This is a genomic window from Pseudomonas sp. No.117 (assembly GCF_054558395.1).
This window is the reverse complement of sequence record NZ_BAAJNP010000010.1, coordinates 211,420-230,173: the sequence shown is the minus strand read 5'-3', so window position 1 is coordinate 230,173 and position 18,754 is coordinate 211,420. Positions and strand designations below refer to the sequence as shown.

Genomic DNA, 18,754 nt, shown 5'->3' with positions numbered 1-18,754 from the left:
GGCGGGCACCGGCCCGGCATGGCCGCTGAACGAGGTTGCGCGGCATGCTAGGGGTGGGGTGGGGGCCTGTCAAGGCGCCGCCCGGCGAGGCTTGCCTCCTGGCCGCTGCTTGCGTAGAATCGCGGGCCCTGAACATTCCTAGGGTTAACCCCCTGTCTTACGCAATTGCGCGGCGCTCCTTCCGGTCCCGTGCAGCCATGCCGGTCGACGATACCTCCTATAAAGCACCGGGTGAGCAGGTTTAACGGAGATTTACCATGTCCTACGCAGTTATCGTTACCGGTGGCAAGCAATACAAGGTCGCCGAAGGCGAATACCTGAAGGTCGAGAAGCTCGACATCGCCACCGGTGAAACCGTCACCTTCGACCAGGTTCTGCTGGTTGGCAACGGTGACGACGTCAAGATCGGTCTGCCGGTCGTTGATGGTGCCAAAGTGACCGCCGAAGTGACCGCCCAGGGCCGTCACGACAAGGTCACCATCATCAAATTCCGTCGTCGTAAGCATCACATGAAGCGTCAGGGCCACCGTCAGTGGTTCACTGAAATCAAGATCACTGGCATCCAGGCCTGATCTCGCCTCTAACGGAGAATTGACTCATGGCACACAAAAAAGCGGGTGGTTCTACTCGTAACGGTCGCGATTCCGAAAGCAAGCGCCTTGGCGTGAAGCTGTACGGCGGCCAGGTCGTCAAGGCCGGCAACATCATCGTGCGTCAGCGCGGCACCCAGTACCATGCCGGTTACGGCGTGGGCCTCGGCAAGGATCACACCCTGTTCGCGAAAGTGGACGGCGTGATCAAGTTCGACGTGAAGGGCGCCTTCGGCCGTCGTTACGTGAGCATCGTCGCCGCCGCCTAAGGCTCGTGACGAAAGAAAAGCCCTGTCTACCCGACGGGGCTTTTTCGTTTGTAGTTAAGCTAGTGTGGTGTTTCAGAGGTTACCTGCACAATTTTGGCGGCGCTTTTTCCGCCTGGGCGTTGTTGCCACTCCTCGCCATAGCCCTGCTATGACTCGTCGCGGCGCCTAGCCCAGTCGGTACGTCGAACCGGCCAAAAATCACTCGCCAATTCTTGCGCGAACTCCTGAAACTCCACACTAGTTCCTTGTTTGCAGCGGCCCGCGAGCGCGGGAGGTCCAGATGAAATTCGTCGATGAAGTATCCATACACGTAAAAGCGGGTGACGGCGGCAACGGCATGATGAGTTTCCGCCGGGAGAAATTCATCGAGAAGGGTGGTCCCAATGGCGGTGACGGCGGCGACGGCGGGTCGATCTGGCTCGAAGCCGACCTCAACCTGAACACCCTGGTCGATTACCGTTACACCCGACGCTTCACCGCGCAGAACGGTGAGAAGGGCGGAAGCACCGAGTGCACCGGCGCCAAGGGTGAAGACCTGGTGCTGCCGGTTCCCGTGGGTACCACGGTGATCGATGCGGCGACCCAGGAGATCATCGGTGACCTGACCCAGCCCGGTCAGCGCATTCGCGTCGTCCAGGGCGGCTGGCACGGCCTGGGCAACACCCGCTTCAAGTCCAGTACCAACCGCGCACCGCGGCAGACCACCCCGGGCAAGCCCGGCGAAGAGCGTGATCTGAAGCTGGAGCTCAAGGTGCTGGCGGACATCGGTCTGCTCGGCCTGCCCAATGCCGGCAAGAGCACCTTCATCCGCGCCGTGTCGGCGGCCAAGCCCAAGGTGGCGGACTATCCCTTCACCACCCTGGTGCCCAACCTGGGCGTGGTCAGCGTGGGGCGCTTCAAGAGCTTCGTGGTCGCCGACATTCCGGGCCTGATCGAGGGGGCCTCCGAGGGGGCCGGCCTGGGGATCCGATTCCTCAAGCACCTGGCGCGAACCCGCCTGCTGCTGCACCTCGTCGACATGGCGCCCCTGGATGAGAGCGATCCGGCCGAGGCGGCCGAGACCATCATCAACGAGCTGACCAAGTTCAGTCCGGCGCTGGGCGAGCGTGACCGCTGGCTGGTGCTCAACAAGGCCGACCAGCTGCTCGACGAAGAGCGCGAGGAGCGCCTCAAGGCGGTCGTCGAGCGCCTCGATTGGCAGGGGCCGGTCTTCGTCATCTCCGCCCTGGAGCGCGAGGGGACCGAAGCACTCTGCCAGGCGATCATGCAGTACCTGGACGAGCGCTCCCTGCGCATCGCCGAGGATCCTGCCTATGCCGAGGCATTGCAGGAGCTCGATCAGCAGATCGAAGACGAGGCGCGGGCACGCCTGCAGGCGCTGGATGACCAGCGCGCCTTGCGGCGCTCCGGCGTCAAGTCGGTGGACGATGCCGATGATGACTTCGACGATGACGAAGACGACGGCGACGGTCCGGAAATCATTTACGTACGGTAAGAAAGGAGCTTGCCCATGCGTGATCAGGTGTCTGGCGCCCAGCGCTGGGTGGTGAAGATCGGTAGCGCCCTGCTGACCGACGATGGTCGCTGCCTCGATGGCGGCGCCATGGCCGGCTGGGTCGAGCAGATGGTAGCCCTGCACCAGGCCGGCATCGAGCTGGTGCTGGTGTCCTCGGGGGCGGTGGCGGCCGGCATGAGTCGGCTCGGCTGGACGCAGCGCCCGACCGCCATCAATGAGTTGCAGGCAGCCGCCGCGGTGGGACAGATGGGCTTGGTGCAGGCCTGGGAATCCAGCTTCGCCGAGCATCAGGTGCAGACCGCGCAGATCCTGCTGACCCATGACGACCTGTCCGATCGCAAGCGCTACCTGAATGCCCGCAGCACCCTGCGCACCCTGGTGAGCCTGGGTGTGGTGCCGGTGATCAACGAGAACGATACCGTCGTCACCGACGAGATCCGCTTCGGCGACAACGACACCCTGGCCGCCCTGGTGGCCAACCTGGTCGAGGCCGACCTGCTGGTCATCCTCACCGATCGCGATGGCATGTTCGACGCCGATCCGCGCAGCAATCCCGAGGCCAGTCTCATCAGCGAGGCGCGCGCCGACGATCCAGCGCTGGATCTGGTCGCCGGCGGTACCGGTGGTGCCCTGGGGCGGGGCGGCATGCAGACCAAGCTGCGCGCCGCGCGCCTGGCGGCGCGGTCCGGGGCCTACACCGTCATCGTCGGCGGGCGCATCCAGCAGGTGCTCAGTCGCCTGCAGCAGGGCGAGCAGCTGGGTACCCTGCTGTCGCCCGAGCGTGGCCTGGTGGCGGCGCGCAAGCAGTGGCTGGCGGGGCATCTGCAGGTCCGCGGGACCCTGCGGCTGGATGCCGGTGCGGTCCAGGCCCTGGTCGGTGGGCATCGCAGCCTGCTACCGGTGGGCGTGCAGGAGTTGGAGGGCAGCTTCCGCCGTGGCGAGATGGTCGCCTGTGTCGGGCCCGATGGACGCGAAGTGGCGCGCGGCCTGGTCAACTACAGTGCCACCGAGGCGCGGCGGATCCTGGGACGGCCTTCGGATGCCATCGTCGTCGAGCTGGGCTATGTCTACGAGCCCGAGCTGATCCATCGGGACAATCTGGTCCTGGTCTGATGTCGGTACTCCTGGCGCCTCCCGGGGCGTCAGGAGCCAGAGCCCTCAGGCAATAAAAAACCCGGCCTGGGCCGGGTTTTCTATTCGAACGCTTATCAGGCAGCGGCGGGGATAGCCAGGGCCTTGATGTGCGCGTTCAGGCGGCTCTTGTGACGAGCGGCCTTGTTCTTGTCGATGATGCCCTTGTCGGCCATGCGGTCGATGACCGGGACGGCAGCAACATAAGCGGACTTGGCTTTTTCCAGGTCCTTGGCTTCGATCGCCTTGACGACGTTCTTGATGTAGGTACGCACCATGGAGCGCAGGCTCGCATTGTGGCTGCGACGCTTCTCAGCCTGTTTGGCGCGTTTTTTGGCGGAGGGGGAGTTAGCCACCGTGGAGCTCCTTCGAAAAAGACTGTATTGGGTACAGAGCGAACTCTGTAGCAAGTACAGAGCTAAATTAAGGTCGCGAATCTTGACGTCCCTGGCGGCGCCTGTCAAGGCTGTCTGGATGGATATCCGGCTGGTCGCCGATGAAGGGCCTCGTTACACTCGATCGCTTGTGCCCATTGTGCGCCTGCGCTCGCTCGCACCTTTCACCGCGCCCCGCTGCCTTCACCGAGTCCGCCCCTAGCCATGAATCTGCTCAAGTCCCTGGCCGCCGTCAGCTCCATGACCATGCTGTCCCGCGTGCTGGGTTTCGTGCGCGACACCATCGTCGCCCGCACCTTCGGCGCCGGCATGGCCACCGACGCCTTCTTCGTCGCCTTCAAGCTGCCCAATCTCCTGCGCCGGATCTTCGCCGAGGGCGCCTTCTCCCAGGCCTTCGTGCCCATCCTCGCCGAATACAAGGCCCAGCAGGGCGAGGAGGCCACCCGCACCTTCCTGGCCTATGTCAGTGGCCTGTTGACCCTGGTGCTGGCGCTGGTCACGGTGCTGGGCATGCTGGCGGCGCCGCTGGTCATCTGGATCACCGCGCCGGGCTTCGCCGATACCCCGGAGAAGTTCGCGCTCACCTCCAGCCTGCTGCGGGTGACCTTTCCCTACATCCTGCTGATCTCCCTGGCGTCCCTGGCCGGCGCCGTGCTCAATACCTGGAACAGGTTCAGCGTGCCGGCCTTCGTGCCGACCCTGCTCAACATCAGCATGATCATCTTCGCGCTGTTCCTCACGCCCTATTTCAATCCGCCGATCATGGCCCTGGCCTGGGCCACGCTGGTGGGTGGCCTGGCCCAGTTCCTCTATCAACTGCCGCACCTCAAGCGCATCGGCATGCTGGTGCTGCCACGCCTGAATCTGCGCGACAGCGGCGTCTGGCGTGTCATGCGGCAGATGGGGCCGGCGATCCTCGGGGTGTCGGTCAGCCAGATCTCGCTGATCATCAACACCATCTTCGCCTCCTTCCTGGTGGCCGGGTCCGTCTCCTGGATGTACTACGCGGACCGACTCATGGAGCTGCCCTCGGGAGTGCTCGGCGTCGCGCTGGGGACCATCCTGCTGCCGGCGTTGTCGCGCACCTATGCCAAGGCCGATCGCCAGGAGTATTCGCGCCTGCTCGACTGGGGGCTGCGGCTGTGTTTCCTGCTGGTCCTGCCCTGTGCCGCGGCCCTGGCGCTGCTGGCCGAGCCGCTGACCGCCGCGCTGTTCCAGTACGGTCGCTTCGATGCGCACGATGCCCTGATGACCCAGCGCGCCCTGGTCGCCTATGCCGTGGGGCTGCTCGGCATCATCCTGGTCAAGGTGCTGGCGCCGGGCTTCTATGCCCAGCAGAACATCAAGACGCCGGTGAAGATCGCGCTCTTCACCCTGGCGGTGACCCAGGTGCTCAACCTGATCCTGATCGGTCCGCTGCAGCATGTCGGCCTGGCCCTGGCCATCGGTCTGGCGGCCTGCCTCAACGCGGGCCTTTTATTCTGGCAGTTGCGTCGCCATAACCTGTTCATGCCCCAGCCGGGCTGGCGCGGATTCCTGCTGCGACTGCTGGTCGCGGTAGGGGTGATGAGCGCCGTGCTGTTCGGGCTCATGCAGCTGCTGCCCAGCTGGAGCGAGGGCTTGATGGCCCAGCGCCTGCTGCGCCTGGGTGGCCTTGTGGCGGCCGGGGTGCTGGCCTATTTCGCCAGTCTCTTCCTGCTCGGCTTCCGCTTGCGTGACTTCAATCGGCGGGCGGTACTCTAGCCAGCAGAGGATTGCACGAAGCCGGGTGTGCGCCTGTCCTCGCGGCGGGCATCCAGATATAATCGATTACTTTCTGAGCAATACCTACCCATGCAGCTGTTTCGCGGTCTCCATCATCTCGACGCCCTGCCCAAGGGCTGCGTTGCCACCATCGGCAACTTCGACGGGGTTCACCTGGGGCACCAGGCCATCCTCGCGCGGCTGCGTGAGCGAGCGGCGGAGCTCGGGGTGCCGAGTTGCGTGGTGATCTTCGAGCCGCAGCCGCGGGAATTCTTCCTGCCCGACATCGCGCCGGTGCGGCTGACCCGCCTGCGCGAGAAGCTGGAATGCTTCGCCCGCCTGGGCGTCGACAACGTGCTCTGCCTGAACTTCAATCGGCGGCTACGCGAGCTTTCGGCCGAAGCCTTCGTCCAGCAGGTACTGGTGGAAGGGCTCGGCGTGAAGCACCTGGAGATCGGGGATGACTTCCGCTTCGGCTGCGATCGCGCCGGCGACTTCACCTACCTGAACCTGGCCGCCCGCGACCATGGCTTCACCCTGGAAGCCGCCACCACCGTGGAACTGGACGGCCTGAGGGTCAGCAGCACCCTGATCCGCCAGGCCCTGGCCGAGGGTGACCTGGCCCTGGCCGAGCGGATGCTGGGGCGGCCCTACAGCCTTTCCGGGCGGGTGCTGCACGGCCAGAAGCTGGCGCGCCAGCTAGGTTGGCCGACCGCCAACGTCCAGCTCAAGCGGCGCCGTCCACCACTGCGGGGCGTCTACCTGGTCAGCAGCCTGATCGACGGACGGGTGGTGCCGGGCGTGGCCAATATCGGCCAGCGGCCGACGGTGCAGGGCGATGGCCGCCCGCACCTGGAGATCCATCTGCTGGATTTTGCCGGCGACCTCTATGGCCGCCACCTCAGCGTGACCTTCGTGCAGAAGGTGCGCGACGAACAGAAATTCGCCTCACTGGAGGCCCTCAAGGCGGCGATCGAAGCGGACGTCGCCACGGCCCGCGCCTTCTGGCAGGGGCAACCGTCAACGAGCCTGGACTGACATGACCGATTACAAAGCGACGCTCAACCTGCCGGAAACGGCGTTCCCGATGAAAGCCGGCCTGCCGCAGCGCGAGCCGGAAGCGCTCAAGCGCTGGCAGGACATCGACCTGTACGGGAAGCTGCGCGCCATCGGCAAGGGCCGGCCGACCTTCATCCTGCATGACGGTCCGCCCTACGCCAACGGCAGCATCCACATCGGTCATGCGCTGAACAAGATCCTCAAGGACATCATCACCCGGTCCAAGACCCTGGCCGGCTTCGATGCCCCCTATGTGCCGGGTTGGGACTGCCATGGCCTGCCCATCGAGCACAAGGTGGAGACCACCTTCGGCAAGAACCAGCCGGCGGACCTGACCCGCGAGCGCTGCCGCGCCTACGCCAGCGAGCAGATCGAGGAGCAGAAGGCCGGTTTCGTCCGCCTGGGTGTGCTCGGTGACTGGAGCAATCCCTACCTGACCATGAACTTCGCCAACGAGGCCGGCGAGATCCGCGCCCTGGGCGAACTGGTCAAGAAGGGCTTCGTCTTCAAGGGCCTCAAGCCGGTCAACTTCTGCTTCGACTGCGGCTCGGCCCTGGCCGAGGCCGAGGTGGAGTACCAGGACAAGCGTTCCGACGCCATCGACGTGGCCTTCCCGGTCGCCGATGCCGACAAGCTGGCGGCCGCCTTCGGCCTCGATGCACTGGCCAAGCCCACCGCCATCGTCATCTGGACCACCACTCCCTGGACCATCCCGGCCAACCAGGCGCTCAACGTGCATCCCGAGTTCACCTACGCCCTGGTGGATGTCGGTGATCGCCTGCTGCTGCTGGCCGAAGAACTGGTGGAAAGCTGCCTGGCGCGCTACGGCCTGCAGGGCGAGGTGATCGCCACTGCCCCGGGTACCGCCCTGGAGCTGATCAACTTCCGGCATCCGCTGTACGAGCGCCTGTCGCCCATCTACCTGGCCGAATACGTCGAGCTGGGCGCTGGTACGGGCATCGTGCACTGCTCGCCGGCCTACGGCGAAGACGACTTCCGCATCTGCAAGCAGTACGGCCTGAGCAACGACGACATCCTCAATCCGGTGCAGAGCAACGGCGTCTACGCCGAATCGCTGCCGCTGTTCGGTGGCCAGTTCATCTGGAAGGCCAACCCGGTCATCGTCGGCGCGCTGGAAGAGGCGGGCGCCCTGCTCAAGCACGAGGTGATCAACCACAGCTACATGCATTGCTGGCGGCACAAGACCCCGCTGATCTATCGCGCCACCGCCCAGTGGTTCGTCGGCATGGACAAGCAGCCCAACGAAGGCGCTACCTTGCGTGAGCGCTCCCTCGCCGCCATCGAGCAGACCCAGTTCGTCCCGGCCTGGGGCCAGGCGCGGCTGCACGGCATGATCGCCGGCCGTCCCGACTGGTGCATCTCGCGCCAGCGCAACTGGGGCGTGCCGATTCCCTTCTTCACCCACAAGGAAAGCGGCGAGCTGCACCCGCGCACCGTCGAACTGATGGAAGCCGTCGCCCAGCGCGTCGAGCGCGAGGGCATCGAGGCCTGGTTCAAGCTAGATCCGACCGAGCTGCTCGGCGACGAGGCCGGCCAGTACGACAAGAGTCGCGACACCCTCGACGTCTGGTTCGACTCGGGCACCACCCACTGGCACGTGCTGCGCGGCTCCCATGCCGAGCTGGCGCATACCCAGGGGCCGGTGGCCGATCTCTACCTGGAAGGTTCCGACCAGCACCGCGGCTGGTTCCATTCCTCGCTGCTGACCGGTTGCGCCATCGACGGCCATGCGCCCTACAAGGAATTGCTGACCCACGGCTTCACCGTGGACGAGCAGGGCCGCAAGCAGTCCAAGTCGCTGGGTAACGTGGTCGCTCCGCAAAAGGTCATCGACAGCCTGGGCGCCGACATCCTGCGCCTCTGGGTCGCCTCCACCGACTACACCGGTGAGATGGCGGTCTCCGACCAGATCCTGCAGCGCAGCGCCGATTCCTATCGCCGCATCCGCAACACCGCGCGCTTCCTGCTCTCCAACCTGTCCGGCTTCGATCCGGCGGTGAATCGGGTCGCGCCCGAGGACATGATCGACCTGGATCGCTGGGCGGTGGATCGCGCCCTCCTGCTGCAGCAGGAAATCGAGCAGGCCTACGCCGAGTATCGCTTCCTCAACGTCTACCAGAAGGTGCACAACTTCTGCGTGCAGGAGCTGGGTGGCTTCTACCTCGACATCATCAAGGACCGCCAGTACACCACCGGTGCCGACAGCCTGCCGCGCCGCTCCTGCCAGACGGCGCTGTACCTCATCGCCGAGGCCCTGGTGCGCTGGATCGCCCCCATCCTGTCCTTCACCGCCGACGAGATCTGGCAGTACCTGCCGGGCGAGCGGGAAGAGTCGGTGATGCTGACCACCTGGTACGACGGCCTTTTCGCCCTGCCCGAAGGCGCGACCCTGGATCGCGCCTACTGGGATCAGGTGATGGCGGTCAAAGCCGCGGTCAACAAGGAGCTGGAAAACCAGCGCGCGGCCAAGACCCTGGGCGGCAGCCTGCAGGCGGAGATCACCCTCTATGCCGACAGCGCCCTGCAGACCGTACTGGAGGCCCTGGGCAACGAACTCAGATTCGTGCTGATTTCCTCCCAGGCCGCTGTCCAGCCGCTGGAAAAGGCCCCGGAAGGCGCCGTGACCAGCGAGCTGAGCGGTCTCAAGCTGGTGGTACGCAAGTCCGAAGCACCCAAGTGCGCCCGTTGCTGGCATCACAGCCACAGCGTGGGCCAGCATGCCGAGCATCCGGAAATCTGCGACCGCTGCGTGACCAACGTCTATGGGGCTGGCGAGGTGCGCGAGCATGCGTGAGGCCCAGCGCTTCGGCGCCTTGCCCTGGTTGGCCTTGAGCGTGCTGGTGATCCTGCTGGATCAGCTGAGCAAGGCCTACTTCCAGAACAACCTGTCGCTCTACCAGCAGGTGCCGGTCATTCCCGACCTGTTCAGCTGGACCCTGGCCTACAACACCGGTGCGGCCTTCAGCTTCCTGGCCGACCATTCCGGCTGGCAGCGCTGGTTCTTCGCCGGTATCGCCCTGGTGGTCAGCGTGGTGCTGGTGGTCTGGCTCAAGCGGCTGCGCAACGATACCTGGACCGCCATCGCCCTGGCCCTGATCCTCGGTGGTGCCCTGGGCAACCTCTATGACCGTATGGTCCTGGGTCACGTCATCGACTTCATCCTGGTGCACTGGCGCCAGGAGTGGCGCTTCCCGGCCTTCAACGTGGCCGACAGTGCCATCACCGTCGGCGCCATCATGCTGGCCCTGGACATGTTCCGTAAGAAGAAGCCGGAGGTCGCCCATGGCTGAGATCACCGTCGGCCCGGATACCCGGGTCACCCTGCATTTCGCCATCAAGCTGCAGAACGGCGATGTGGTGGACAGCACCTTCGACAAGGCGCCGGCTACCTTCACCGTTGGCGATGGCAACCTGTTGCCCGGTTTCGAGCAGGCGCTGTTCGGTCTGCAGGCCGGTGCCAAGACCAGCCTGACCATCCCGCCGGAGCGTGGCTTCGGCCAGCCCAACGACGGCAACCTGCAGACCATGACGCGCGACGACTTCACCGACATGGAGCTGTCGCCCGGCCTGCTGATCATCTTCAGCGACGCCGCCGGTGGCGAGATGCCCGGCGTGGTCAAGAGCTATGACGACGAGCAGGTGATCATCGATTTCAACCACCCGCTGGCCGGCCGCGTGCTGACCTTCGACGTGGAAATCCTGGTCATCGAGCCTGCCGTCTCCCACTGATCCAACGCCGCCCGCCACGCGGGCAGAGGAGCCTATGCAGATCAAGCTCGCCAATCCCCGCGGCTTCTGCGCCGGCGTGGACCGCGCCATCGATATCGTCGACCGGGCGCTGGACGTCTTCGGTCCGCCCATCTATGTGCGTCACGAAGTGGTGCACAACAAGTTCGTGGTCGACAACCTGCGCGCCCGCGGTGCCGTCTTCGTCGAAGACGTGGCCGACGTGCCGGATGACGTCATCCTCATCTTCAGCGCCCATGGCGTCTCCCAGGCGGTGCGCCGCGAGGCGGCCGAACGGGGCCTCAAGGTGTTCGACGCCACCTGCCCGCTGGTGACCAAGGTGCACATGGAAGTGGCCCGCTATAGCCGCGACGGCCAGGAGTGCATCCTCATCGGCCACGCCGGGCATCCGGAAGTGGAGGGCACCATGGGCCAGTACGACGACCGGGCTGGTGGTGCCATCTACCTGGTGGAAGATGAGGAAGACGTGGCCAAGCTCGAGGTACGCAACCCTGCGGCCCTGTTCTACGTCTCCCAGACCACCCTGTCGATGGACGACACCCGCAAGGTGATCGACGCCCTGCGCGCCAAGTTTCCCCTCATCAACGGCCCACGCAAGAACGATATCTGCTACGCCACCACCAACCGCCAGGACGCCGTGAAGACTCTGGCACTGGAAAGCGACGTGGTACTGGTAGTGGGCAGCCCCAGCAGCTCCAACTCCAACCGCCTGCGCGAACTCGCCGAGCGCCTGGGTACCCCGGCCTATCTCATCGATGGCGCCGAGGATATGCAGCAGAGCTGGTTCGAAGGCGTGCAACGCATCGGTGTCACCGCCGGCGCCTCCGCCCCCGAAGTCCTGGTCCGCGGCGTCATCGACCAGTTGCAGAGCTGGGGCGCCACCGGCGAAGTGGAACTGGAAGGCGAACCGGAAAACATCACCTTCACCCTGCCACGGGAGTTGAGGGTGAAGGCGGTGTGATCGGGCCGGCAGCGATCGGACTCAGCGCCAGCAATCCTGCACGCTTTTTGCCAATCCCGAGCTGCCCGTTGCCGTTATGTTCCTTCCCTTTATGCCGATGGCATTGAGGGTGAGGTTGCCACAGCGCGCCTCGTCTCCAAACTGTTGCCTGGCCGTCAGGGTGTAACCGCCATCGCCGTCCGCGCTGCTAACCGCCAGCTGGTATTTGCCCGTTTCCGAACTCACCACCGTGGTTGCGCTGGCTCCAGAGCCTGAGGTGGTTGTGTTCTTCAGCTGTAACTGAGCCAGGTTCGCCTGGCTGGTCACATAGGTGTTGTTCTGCGCGAAGAAACGTTCCTGGCGCGCAGCGGCATCGAGCAGCAGGCTCTGGCCTTCGGCCCTATTGGCGCGGCGAACGTATTCCTGGTAGCTCGGATAGGCGATGGCCGAGAGGATGGCAACGATGGCCACCGCGATGAGCAGTTCAATGAGGGTAAAGCCACGGAGCTGGTTCACGGGTGGGTTAGCCGATGCAACCGGCGGTGAATGTGAAGCGTCTCTATCAGCGGTTCTCCCTCGGTCGATCCCGAGCACGCTACGCTCGTCCCGGGCGTGACTTGAAAGATCGCCGGTCCGGCATTTGGCGCACCGCTGTCGATTACGGTGTTGGGCAAGCGATACCGTTGTCCGTCGATGACGATCTCGTTCCGATCAGGCCTGACCGACTCGATCGTGCCAGCGATTTCAAAGGTCTCTGCATAGCTTTCTACACTGGCCAGTAGCGCAACCAGAGCTAGGAACAGGGCCGTTGGCTTCATTGCTCGCTATCCTCCTCGTCGATCAGGCGCCAACTCTGCCGGCCGGTGGCATCGGGTCCGCTATAGAACATTTCCGGCGACCGCAATTTGTCCGGGTCGTTGAGCCAAATGCGATCACCCACGACGGTGGGAGTGCCGAAGCCAGCCAAACGTATCATGGACACGGGTCGTTTATTGAAGCCGTCCGCCAGGTTGATTTGGCGATTACGGGTGAGGTCGAGCACGTCGTAGCTGAAGGCGCCGCCCGTGGTGGCGTCCAAGGCGAGCAACCAGCCGCTGACGCCGGGCTCGCAGGGATCGCTATTGGGCACCAGGGTGCTGGCCAACAGGACCCGAGCACGTGTGACCATGTCGAAGGCCAGCATCTCGCCTTCAAGTGAGTCGCCATTCTTGAGATCCAGATACCAACCATACTTGGCGACGCTCGTACCGTCGGCGCTATACCAGTTGACCGGGTTAGAGCTGAGCATGCGGTACTCGCGGGTTGTGCCACCGCCATCGCTGTCAGTGAAGGCTGCCGTAGCACTGACCGTCAGGCTTTGGCCCACCAGATTGGCGCGGCTCAAGACAGGAGTGCTTGTAGAGACGCCCTTGGCCGGGTCCAGTTGGTTGTCCCAGATGCCGTAGAGCGACATGCTGCGCGTCTTGTCCGGGGTAGCGTCGCCGTCCGTCACGTAACGACCCGTGCCGAAGTTAATGATGTAGCCGCGTTGCAGGGGATGCTGCACGAGTGACGGAGCAGCCATGATGGGCTGGGCGACGTCTTGGCCGTTGATGTTCCTGACCATGGCGCGGTACAGCGGCTTGCCGCCAAAGGCGACTCGCCAATCGCCGGATGCCGAGGTGGCCAGCTTGCCGTCGCTACCTATCACCGCGAAACTTGTCTGGTTCTTGCCAAACAGGTCGAATCGCCAGAGATTGCCGAGCAAATCGCCGGCATACAGGTACTCGGTGATCAGGTCGCCATTCAAGTCGACCGGTCGTACCGTGGATAGGCCGTTGACGCCAACGCCCGCTGGCGGAACCAGCTTGCTGATTACGGTTCCATTGACGGCGTTGAGCACGAATAGCGCTGCTTTGTCGTTCTTGCTGCCATAGCCGTTGCCGAAGACCACCCCCCAATTGCCGTCATGAAGGCGAATGACCGAGGGTTGGCCGAACAGGTAACCGAGATCGCTATCATTCTGGTCGCTGAATTCCCAGAGCAGCTTCTCCTTGCCGGGCTCGGTGACATCAAGGGCGAACAGTGCCGTGCCACCACCGCGCAACGTGCCTACCAGGATGGTGCGCCACTTGTTGTCGATGAGGATTTCGGACGTGACGGGAGTGCCATCGACGAAATAGCGGTGCATGGTGCCTTTGTAGCGTTGGGAAGGCAGCCAGTGCAGGTTGGCGAACACTGCCGAAGGCACGAAAGCGAAGCGTTCGATGCCGTCATCATCGAAGCCGTGCAGCATGCCGTCGTTGGCACCCACGTAGATCCGCTTGGCGCGCCTGCTCTGAGTGGCGAAGAACTCGCTATAGCGTTCGATGGCGGAGTTGGCCAGGGCGCCGCTCAGCCGATCCTGTTCGATGGCCAGGACCAGGGGGCTTTCAGCGGCGCCGACGACTGCCGGACTGGAGTTGATGATGTCGCCAAGCAGGTAGCGTCGCTCGCGAAACTGATCACTGTCGGTGCCCTCATTGCTTCGATCACCCAGGATGTAGGCGAGCCGCGCTTGCCCCAGCGTGTCGGCCTTACCATCGTCGCCGACGTTGAGCTGGGCCTTCTGAGTGTCACTGAGCGCGCTCCATTGCAGCCTGCTCAGGGTGCCTTGACGGGCAAAGGTAATGTTGCGCCCGGTACCGGTCAGCAGATCCCGGGCATCCCAGACCATCGTAGGTTCCTGGGTGGCGTTATCTATCTGATTCTTGACCAGTTGCCCGCTCCAGTCTTCCGTGGAGAAGCGAACGAAGTAGGCTTCGTTGTCTTGACTGATGCGCGAGGATTCGACGGCCACGGCCGCTGCGGAGGTCTGGCGATCGCCAATGCGAGAAAGGATGGTCTGGAAGGCTCCGGCCAGGGTGTCTGGACTGTCGGCGGCGAAGAACTCCCCGCGGGAGTTTATCGCAGCGTGCCAAAGGTCATAGACATTGCTTTCGCTCAGACTGCTGACATTGGGCCAGCTGGCCGTACCCGCTACCAACTTTTCGTAACCACCTGCATAGGTCGATCCAGCCCACTTGGGATCGTCGTCAAGACTGCCGCTGAGACCCAGGCCGATGGTGTAATTGGTCAGATGTTGCCAAGTCGCGGGATCATTGCGTGCATCGAAGTATTCGGCAGTCGGATCGCTGCTGTTCTTGAAGGGAATATAGGGTTTGATCTTGTTGTCCAGCGATCTGGCGTCTGTCGCCCAGTAATAGAGCGCCAAGTCGGCGAGGGAGCGGTTGTTCTGATAGGAGCCGCTCGGACGATCGCTAAAGGGCATGCGTGGTGAGTAGGTCTTGCCATCCGGAAGAGAAATGCCCGCTCTGTCACTATCGTAGTCACGTTGCTCGTTGGCACCGTTGTTTTCGTTCCAGACGCCATCGGTCATCAGGATGTGATAGGTCGGTCGGCAGGCGTATTCCGTCCCTATGGAGGTGCCGGGATTTTCAGCATAGGGCCCGTTGACCGTCGTGTCCTTCAGCAGATCGCCGGCGCGCGTCAAGGCCCGCTTGAGCGGGGTACCGCCACTGGCGCTGAAGTTGGCAAGGAAACTGTAGAAATTGGCTTTGTGTTGACCGCTAAAGGTTCTCAAGACGTTGCTGTAGCAGTTGCCGGTAACTGTCCCTGAGCCAATTCTGTTACAGGCCGAGTTGAGACTCTGCCAGGATAGCCGCAGCGTTTCTGGCAGTCGATAAAAGGCCAGGCTCGCCGCCGATTGGGTCGCTAATTCACGGGTGCGGTAATAGGAGTACCAGATGGCGAAGTTGGTCTTCTGCGCATCCGAGGTCAGCTTGCCAGCCGTGTAGCATCTTTCATTGACGATATTGGCATCTGTCGCCGCATTACAGGTGAAGTCGTAATAGTATTCGGAGACGTTCGATTCGTCGTTTACGTTCCGATAGTAGTCATAGGCACGGGTTGCCCGGTAGTTGCTCGCCAGGCTCAAAGCATCCTGCTGCAGGAAGCCATTCTTCCAGGCGTTGGTCAGGCTGGGCGTAGGATAGTCGGTGATGATCAGATTGCCCTGCTCGAAGGTAACCTTCTTGGGGACTTGATAGGTGACCGTAGGATCGTAATAACTACCGTTATAGGTCCGGGATTTGAAGTAGACCTTGTTCTTGTCGGAATGAGAATCGGGCGTATAGCCAGATTGCATGCTGCCTGAGTCGTCCAGCGTAACCAGGATATTGGGCGCTACGGACTGATTGAGAAATAGCGGTTGGTTGCTCGGCACGATCTGCGCTGCATGCACCGGGGCGGCGGCCACCAAGCCACAGGTCAGGTACCGTAGCGTCGAGAGGATCCTCTGGATATTCGACATCATAGGTTCTCAGTAGCGCTGGACTTGAGTGGACTGACCGGTCGCGGTGAGGCGTGACGAGTAGCCTCGCGAGGTCGCGTTGTTCTGGTAGTAGTAGGGGCCTACGCCACGACGACGTAGGACTGGGTCGGTCACCTCGACATTGCCTTGCGAATTGGCTGGATCGAAGCCAATGAAGGCCGTATGCCAGCGCGGCGGCTGGTCGAGGTTGTAGAGTGTGGTGGTGCTGCTGGCATTGCCCTGGTACGGCAGCGCGTTCTGTTCCTGTTGCCACCAGTTCCAGTCGTTGACGTGCAGATTGCTGGGTAGCCTGGCGAATAGGCATATCTTCGCGGTGTCGCGGCAATCAGCGGTGGTATCCGGCGGACCGAGATTCAGCGCCAGCCGCGTTTCCGCCTCGCGCAACGCTGACTCCACGCCATTGACCGCGGCCAAGTGATCACGGGAGTAGCCGACGAGCTTTTCCTCCACCACGGTGTTGCGCATGCCGGTAATGGCGAGCAGGGTGACCAGCAGCAGCATGATCATGGCGATCAGCAATACCGCGCCCCTTTGCCGTGTGACGTTGGGAGCCATCATGGCGCCAGGTTCCTCAAGGTGACAGTGCTCTGTACGGAGCGATAGAGACTGTTGTCGGGAGCGGTGGTGGCTTCAGCCGCATCGAGTGGAAAGAAGTATTCCTGTCTGCCGAGCGCTACCTGAGCGCTTTCACTGCGCTGCAGGATCGCGATCCTGACGGCTACCAGATCGGTACCGGCGGCTGGATTGGCAATGAAGGTATCGGCCAGCCGGTCGGCGTTCTTGTCCTGGCCGTAGATGAACTGCATGTTGCCAATGCCAGAGACGAAGGCTTGCGCTGACTGGCCCTGAGCGGCGCATACCAGAGAATCGTTGCTGGCATCGCGTCCGATGCGGGTGACGATGGCGGTGGTGACGTTGATCTGATTGCCCAGGCAGTCGAGCTCCGTCCTGCTGCGCCGCTGATAGCGCAGACAGACGCCCTGGCCATCGGTCGTGGGCACGATGCTCTGGCGACTGGCGAACGCCGGGCAGCCGTCAGCCGCGGCGAGGGCAGGGAAGACCAGCTCACGCGAATCCTGGGCCCTGGTGCGATAACCGGCCTTGAGCAGATATTGCTCGATCAGCATGAGCGCGAAACGGCTGCTGTCCTGATTGCCGAGCTGGTTGTTCAGACTGAGCGCATGCAGGCGGCCGTTGAGGAATGCCTGGGTCACACCGATGATCAGAAAGCTGCCCAGCGCCAAGGCGATGAGCAACTCCACCAGCGAGATACCCTTGGATTGGCGGCGGACCACTGCGCGGCCCCCCGGCTCAAGGCTGGAAACTGATGCGGTAGTATTCACGATGGTCGGCGTCCAGTGAGGGGCAGGTCTGTCCGGACGGGCAGGCATCCTTGCCCAGCCAGGCGAGTTGAATGAGGATTGCCGAGCCCGTTTGCGAGCAGGGCGTGGCAGCGGTTGGATTCTGGGTCGCGCAGATGACGTACTGGTTCTTCAGCAGGCCATCGTCGTCGCCTATGGGTAGGGTACGGCGTACCTGCTGCACCCATCCGGCTAGCTGATCCTCTGCCAGCTGACTGGGCGTACAGCCGTTCGTGTTACGACAACTACTGGTGCGCGTGGTCGGGAAGTCGTTGCCAGCCGCCTTGAAGTAGGAGGAGTCGGTGGCGAGTTTGCCGTTACTGCCGATAAGCTGCCCGCGATTGCTGCGCATCATCTCGATGAGGTCCGCGGCGAGCATCGCCGCGGCGTTACGGTTACCTGCCTCGTTGGTGTATCTCAGGGTTTTACCCTGTAAGGCGGCCAAGCCGAGTACGCCGATACAGATCACCACCAGGGCGATCAGCACCTCGATCATGCTGAAGCCTTTGGTCGACCTAGAGCGTACATTGGGTGAGCGCTTTGCCATCCTCGTCCTTTCCTTGGGCTGGAGTTCGCGAGCGGCCGGTACGATCGATCAGTAGCTTCTGGGCGCCGGCAGCCTGATTGTCCGCGCAGAGCAGTGCCACCAGATTGGTATTCAGGGTGCCATTGGCGCGAAGGGTGACGTTCGCTGTATTGGTCGCCACTGTGACGCCACTCAGGGTCACCTGGCGCAGGGTTTGACTACCCGACGTCACGTTCCAGGTGTCACCCGCGCGTGCCACTGCAATGGAGGCTGCGCGGGTCAGGGCTTCGGCACGGGCGTACTGGAAAAGGCCATTGAGCTCGGAGAGCGCGGCGGTAACGCGATTGCTGCGCAAGGATCCCGTGAAACTGGGCGCGGCAAAGCTGGCGACGATGGCGACGAGGGCTATCACTACCAGCAATTCAACCAGAGTGATGCCACGAGACGCTCGCGAGTGCATCGGATCTTCCTTGAAGACAGCGTTATCAGGCCAGTGTGTCAAAGGCGATACAGACCGGCCCAGCCCCTCTAGACTGCCGGAAGCCTACCGCTGACGACCGGTCACGTCTGGCCAGATACCTCGCTACAGCGCGCGTGATCCCGCGTTTCCGGGATGCGGTGGCGTAGGCGTCCCTGCCGATTGACGACCAGTGCCCAGATGGGCTGGCCCTGGGTATTGCATAACACGAAGGTACCATTACCCATCTGCGTGGTGCCGTTGCTCTGATAGACGATGGCCGTGGCGCTGGGTGAAAAGAGCAGCAGACGCTGGCGCCTGTGGGCGATAGGTGTACTGAGCAGAACCCGGTCTTCGGCATCCAGGATCTGCCAGCCCAGGCTCCAGTCGGTGCCGCAGAGTCCGCTAGGGTCGACTGGGCAGACCCGCACGCGCTGACCGCGTTGTACGCCTTGTTGGCGCGCATAGCCAAGGTGCTTGGTCAGGGTATGCAGGGTGCTCGTATGCCGCTGTCGATCAACCAATGCCTGCAGGGCTGGCACCGCGATAGCGGCTCCGATGACCAGCACCAGGATGACGGTACAAAGTTCGATCAGCGTCAGACCGGACTGACGGCGATATGCGACGATGGATCTCATTCCTTGATCT

At 63.2% G+C, this 18,754-nt stretch carries 19 protein-coding genes; 10 read left to right on the top strand and 9 right to left on the bottom strand.

The features are described 5' to 3' along the window. Window positions 1–257 precede the first annotated feature (257 nt). The 4 genes from rplU to proB all read left to right on the top strand — a co-directional run bounded on the left by rplU (window position 258) and on the right by proB (window position 3,488). On the top strand, window positions 258–572 hold the full coding sequence (rplU, locus tag ACYJP6_RS23715; RefSeq protein ID WP_007160791.1) for a 50S ribosomal protein L21: 315 nt from the start codon (window positions 258–260) through the stop codon (window positions 570–572). A 26-nt stretch (window positions 573–598) separates the two neighbouring features. Continuing rightward, window positions 599–859 (top strand): 50S ribosomal protein L27, encoded by a 261-nt coding sequence (gene rpmA / locus ACYJP6_RS23710; RefSeq protein ID WP_007160792.1) that lies wholly within the window; start codon window positions 599–601, stop codon window positions 857–859. 280 nt (window positions 860–1,139) lie between these two features. Continuing rightward, window positions 1,140–2,354 carry an Obg family GTPase CgtA gene (gene cgtA / locus ACYJP6_RS23705; protein WP_459478424.1) on the top strand — a complete coding sequence of 405 codons (1,215 nt, stop codon included), beginning with the start codon at window positions 1,140–1,142 and terminating at the stop codon, window positions 2,352–2,354. Window positions 2,355–2,369: 15 nt separating this feature from the next. Continuing rightward, on the top strand, window positions 2,370–3,488 hold the full coding sequence (proB, locus tag ACYJP6_RS23700; RefSeq protein WP_459478422.1) for a glutamate 5-kinase: 1,119 nt from the start codon (window positions 2,370–2,372) through the stop codon (window positions 3,486–3,488). 95 nt (window positions 3,489–3,583) lie between these two features. Here proB and rpsT read toward each other — a convergent pair whose 3' ends face one another. Then, window positions 3,584–3,862, bottom strand: a complete 279-nt coding sequence (gene rpsT / locus ACYJP6_RS23695; protein WP_058760758.1) for a 30S ribosomal protein S20 — start codon at window positions 3,860–3,862, stop codon at window positions 3,584–3,586. Window positions 3,863–4,105: 243 nt separating this feature from the next. On the opposite strand from rpsT, the gene murJ reads away from it, so the two are divergent. From murJ to ispH, 6 genes are all read left to right on the top strand, one after another. Then, entirely contained in the window at window positions 4,106–5,644 is a 1,539-nt protein-coding gene (gene murJ, locus ACYJP6_RS23690; RefSeq protein ID WP_459478420.1) for a murein biosynthesis integral membrane protein MurJ, read from the top strand. Between the two features lie 90 nt (window positions 5,645–5,734). Continuing rightward, the gene (gene ribF / locus ACYJP6_RS23685; protein ID WP_145006926.1) at window positions 5,735–6,682 is read left to right on the top strand and encodes a bifunctional riboflavin kinase/FAD synthetase; all 948 of its coding nucleotides are present in this window, start codon (window positions 5,735–5,737) and stop codon (window positions 6,680–6,682) included. A gap of 1 nt (window position 6,683) precedes the next feature. Then, a complete protein-coding gene (gene ileS, locus ACYJP6_RS23680) occupies window positions 6,684–9,518 on the top strand; it encodes an isoleucine--tRNA ligase (RefSeq protein ID WP_459478417.1) in 2,835 nt (944 codons plus the stop codon). Further along, on the top strand, window positions 9,511–10,014 hold the full coding sequence (lspA, locus tag ACYJP6_RS23675; protein ID WP_145006930.1) for a signal peptidase II: 504 nt from the start codon (window positions 9,511–9,513) through the stop codon (window positions 10,012–10,014). Before ileS ends, lspA begins: the two co-directional genes overlap by 8 nt. Then, the gene (gene fkpB / locus ACYJP6_RS23670) at window positions 10,007–10,453 is read left to right on the top strand and encodes an FKBP-type peptidyl-prolyl cis-trans isomerase (protein ID WP_459478415.1); all 447 of its coding nucleotides are present in this window, start codon (window positions 10,007–10,009) and stop codon (window positions 10,451–10,453) included. The genes lspA and fkpB overlap by 8 nt, the downstream gene beginning before the upstream one ends. Before the next feature lie 34 nt (window positions 10,454–10,487). Next, window positions 10,488–11,432 (top strand): 4-hydroxy-3-methylbut-2-enyl diphosphate reductase, encoded by a 945-nt coding sequence (gene ispH / locus ACYJP6_RS23665; RefSeq protein WP_459478413.1) that lies wholly within the window; start codon window positions 10,488–10,490, stop codon window positions 11,430–11,432. Window positions 11,433–11,453: 21 nt separating this feature from the next. Here ispH and ACYJP6_RS23660 read toward each other — a convergent pair whose 3' ends face one another. From ACYJP6_RS23660 to ACYJP6_RS23625, 8 genes are all read right to left on the bottom strand, one after another. Then, window positions 11,454–11,927, bottom strand: a complete 474-nt coding sequence (locus tag ACYJP6_RS23660) for a type IV pilin protein (protein WP_459478411.1) — start codon at window positions 11,925–11,927, stop codon at window positions 11,454–11,456. Continuing rightward, window positions 11,924–12,229 (bottom strand): PilY2 family type 4a fimbrial biogenesis protein, encoded by a 306-nt coding sequence (locus tag ACYJP6_RS23655; RefSeq protein ID WP_459478409.1) that lies wholly within the window; start codon window positions 12,227–12,229, stop codon window positions 11,924–11,926. Before ACYJP6_RS23655 ends, ACYJP6_RS23660 begins: the two co-directional genes overlap by 4 nt. After that, complete coding sequence (locus tag ACYJP6_RS23650) at window positions 12,226–15,741, bottom strand: pilus assembly protein (RefSeq protein WP_459478407.1); 3,516 nt, start codon at window positions 15,739–15,741, stop codon at window positions 12,226–12,228. The genes ACYJP6_RS23655 and ACYJP6_RS23650 overlap by 4 nt, the downstream gene beginning before the upstream one ends. Before the next feature lie 9 nt (window positions 15,742–15,750). Continuing rightward, on the bottom strand, window positions 15,751–16,320 hold the full coding sequence (locus ACYJP6_RS23645; protein WP_459478405.1) for a pilus assembly PilX family protein: 570 nt from the start codon (window positions 16,318–16,320) through the stop codon (window positions 15,751–15,753). Further along, complete coding sequence (locus ACYJP6_RS23640) at window positions 16,317–17,153, bottom strand: PilW family protein (protein ID WP_459478403.1); 837 nt, start codon at window positions 17,151–17,153, stop codon at window positions 16,317–16,319. Before ACYJP6_RS23640 ends, ACYJP6_RS23645 begins: the two co-directional genes overlap by 4 nt. After that, window positions 17,074–17,670, bottom strand: coding sequence for a type IV pilus modification protein PilV (gene pilV, locus ACYJP6_RS23635; RefSeq protein ID WP_459478401.1), 597 nt, complete (start codon window positions 17,668–17,670; stop codon window positions 17,074–17,076). Before pilV ends, ACYJP6_RS23640 begins: the two co-directional genes overlap by 80 nt. Then, a complete protein-coding gene (locus ACYJP6_RS23630) occupies window positions 17,639–18,109 on the bottom strand; it encodes a pilus assembly FimT family protein (protein WP_459478399.1) in 471 nt (156 codons plus the stop codon). Before ACYJP6_RS23630 ends, pilV begins: the two co-directional genes overlap by 32 nt. A 101-nt stretch (window positions 18,110–18,210) precedes the next feature. Next, window positions 18,211–18,744 (bottom strand): GspH/FimT family pseudopilin, encoded by a 534-nt coding sequence (locus ACYJP6_RS23625; protein ID WP_459478397.1) that lies wholly within the window; start codon window positions 18,742–18,744, stop codon window positions 18,211–18,213. Window positions 18,745–18,754: the final 10 nt, after the last annotated feature.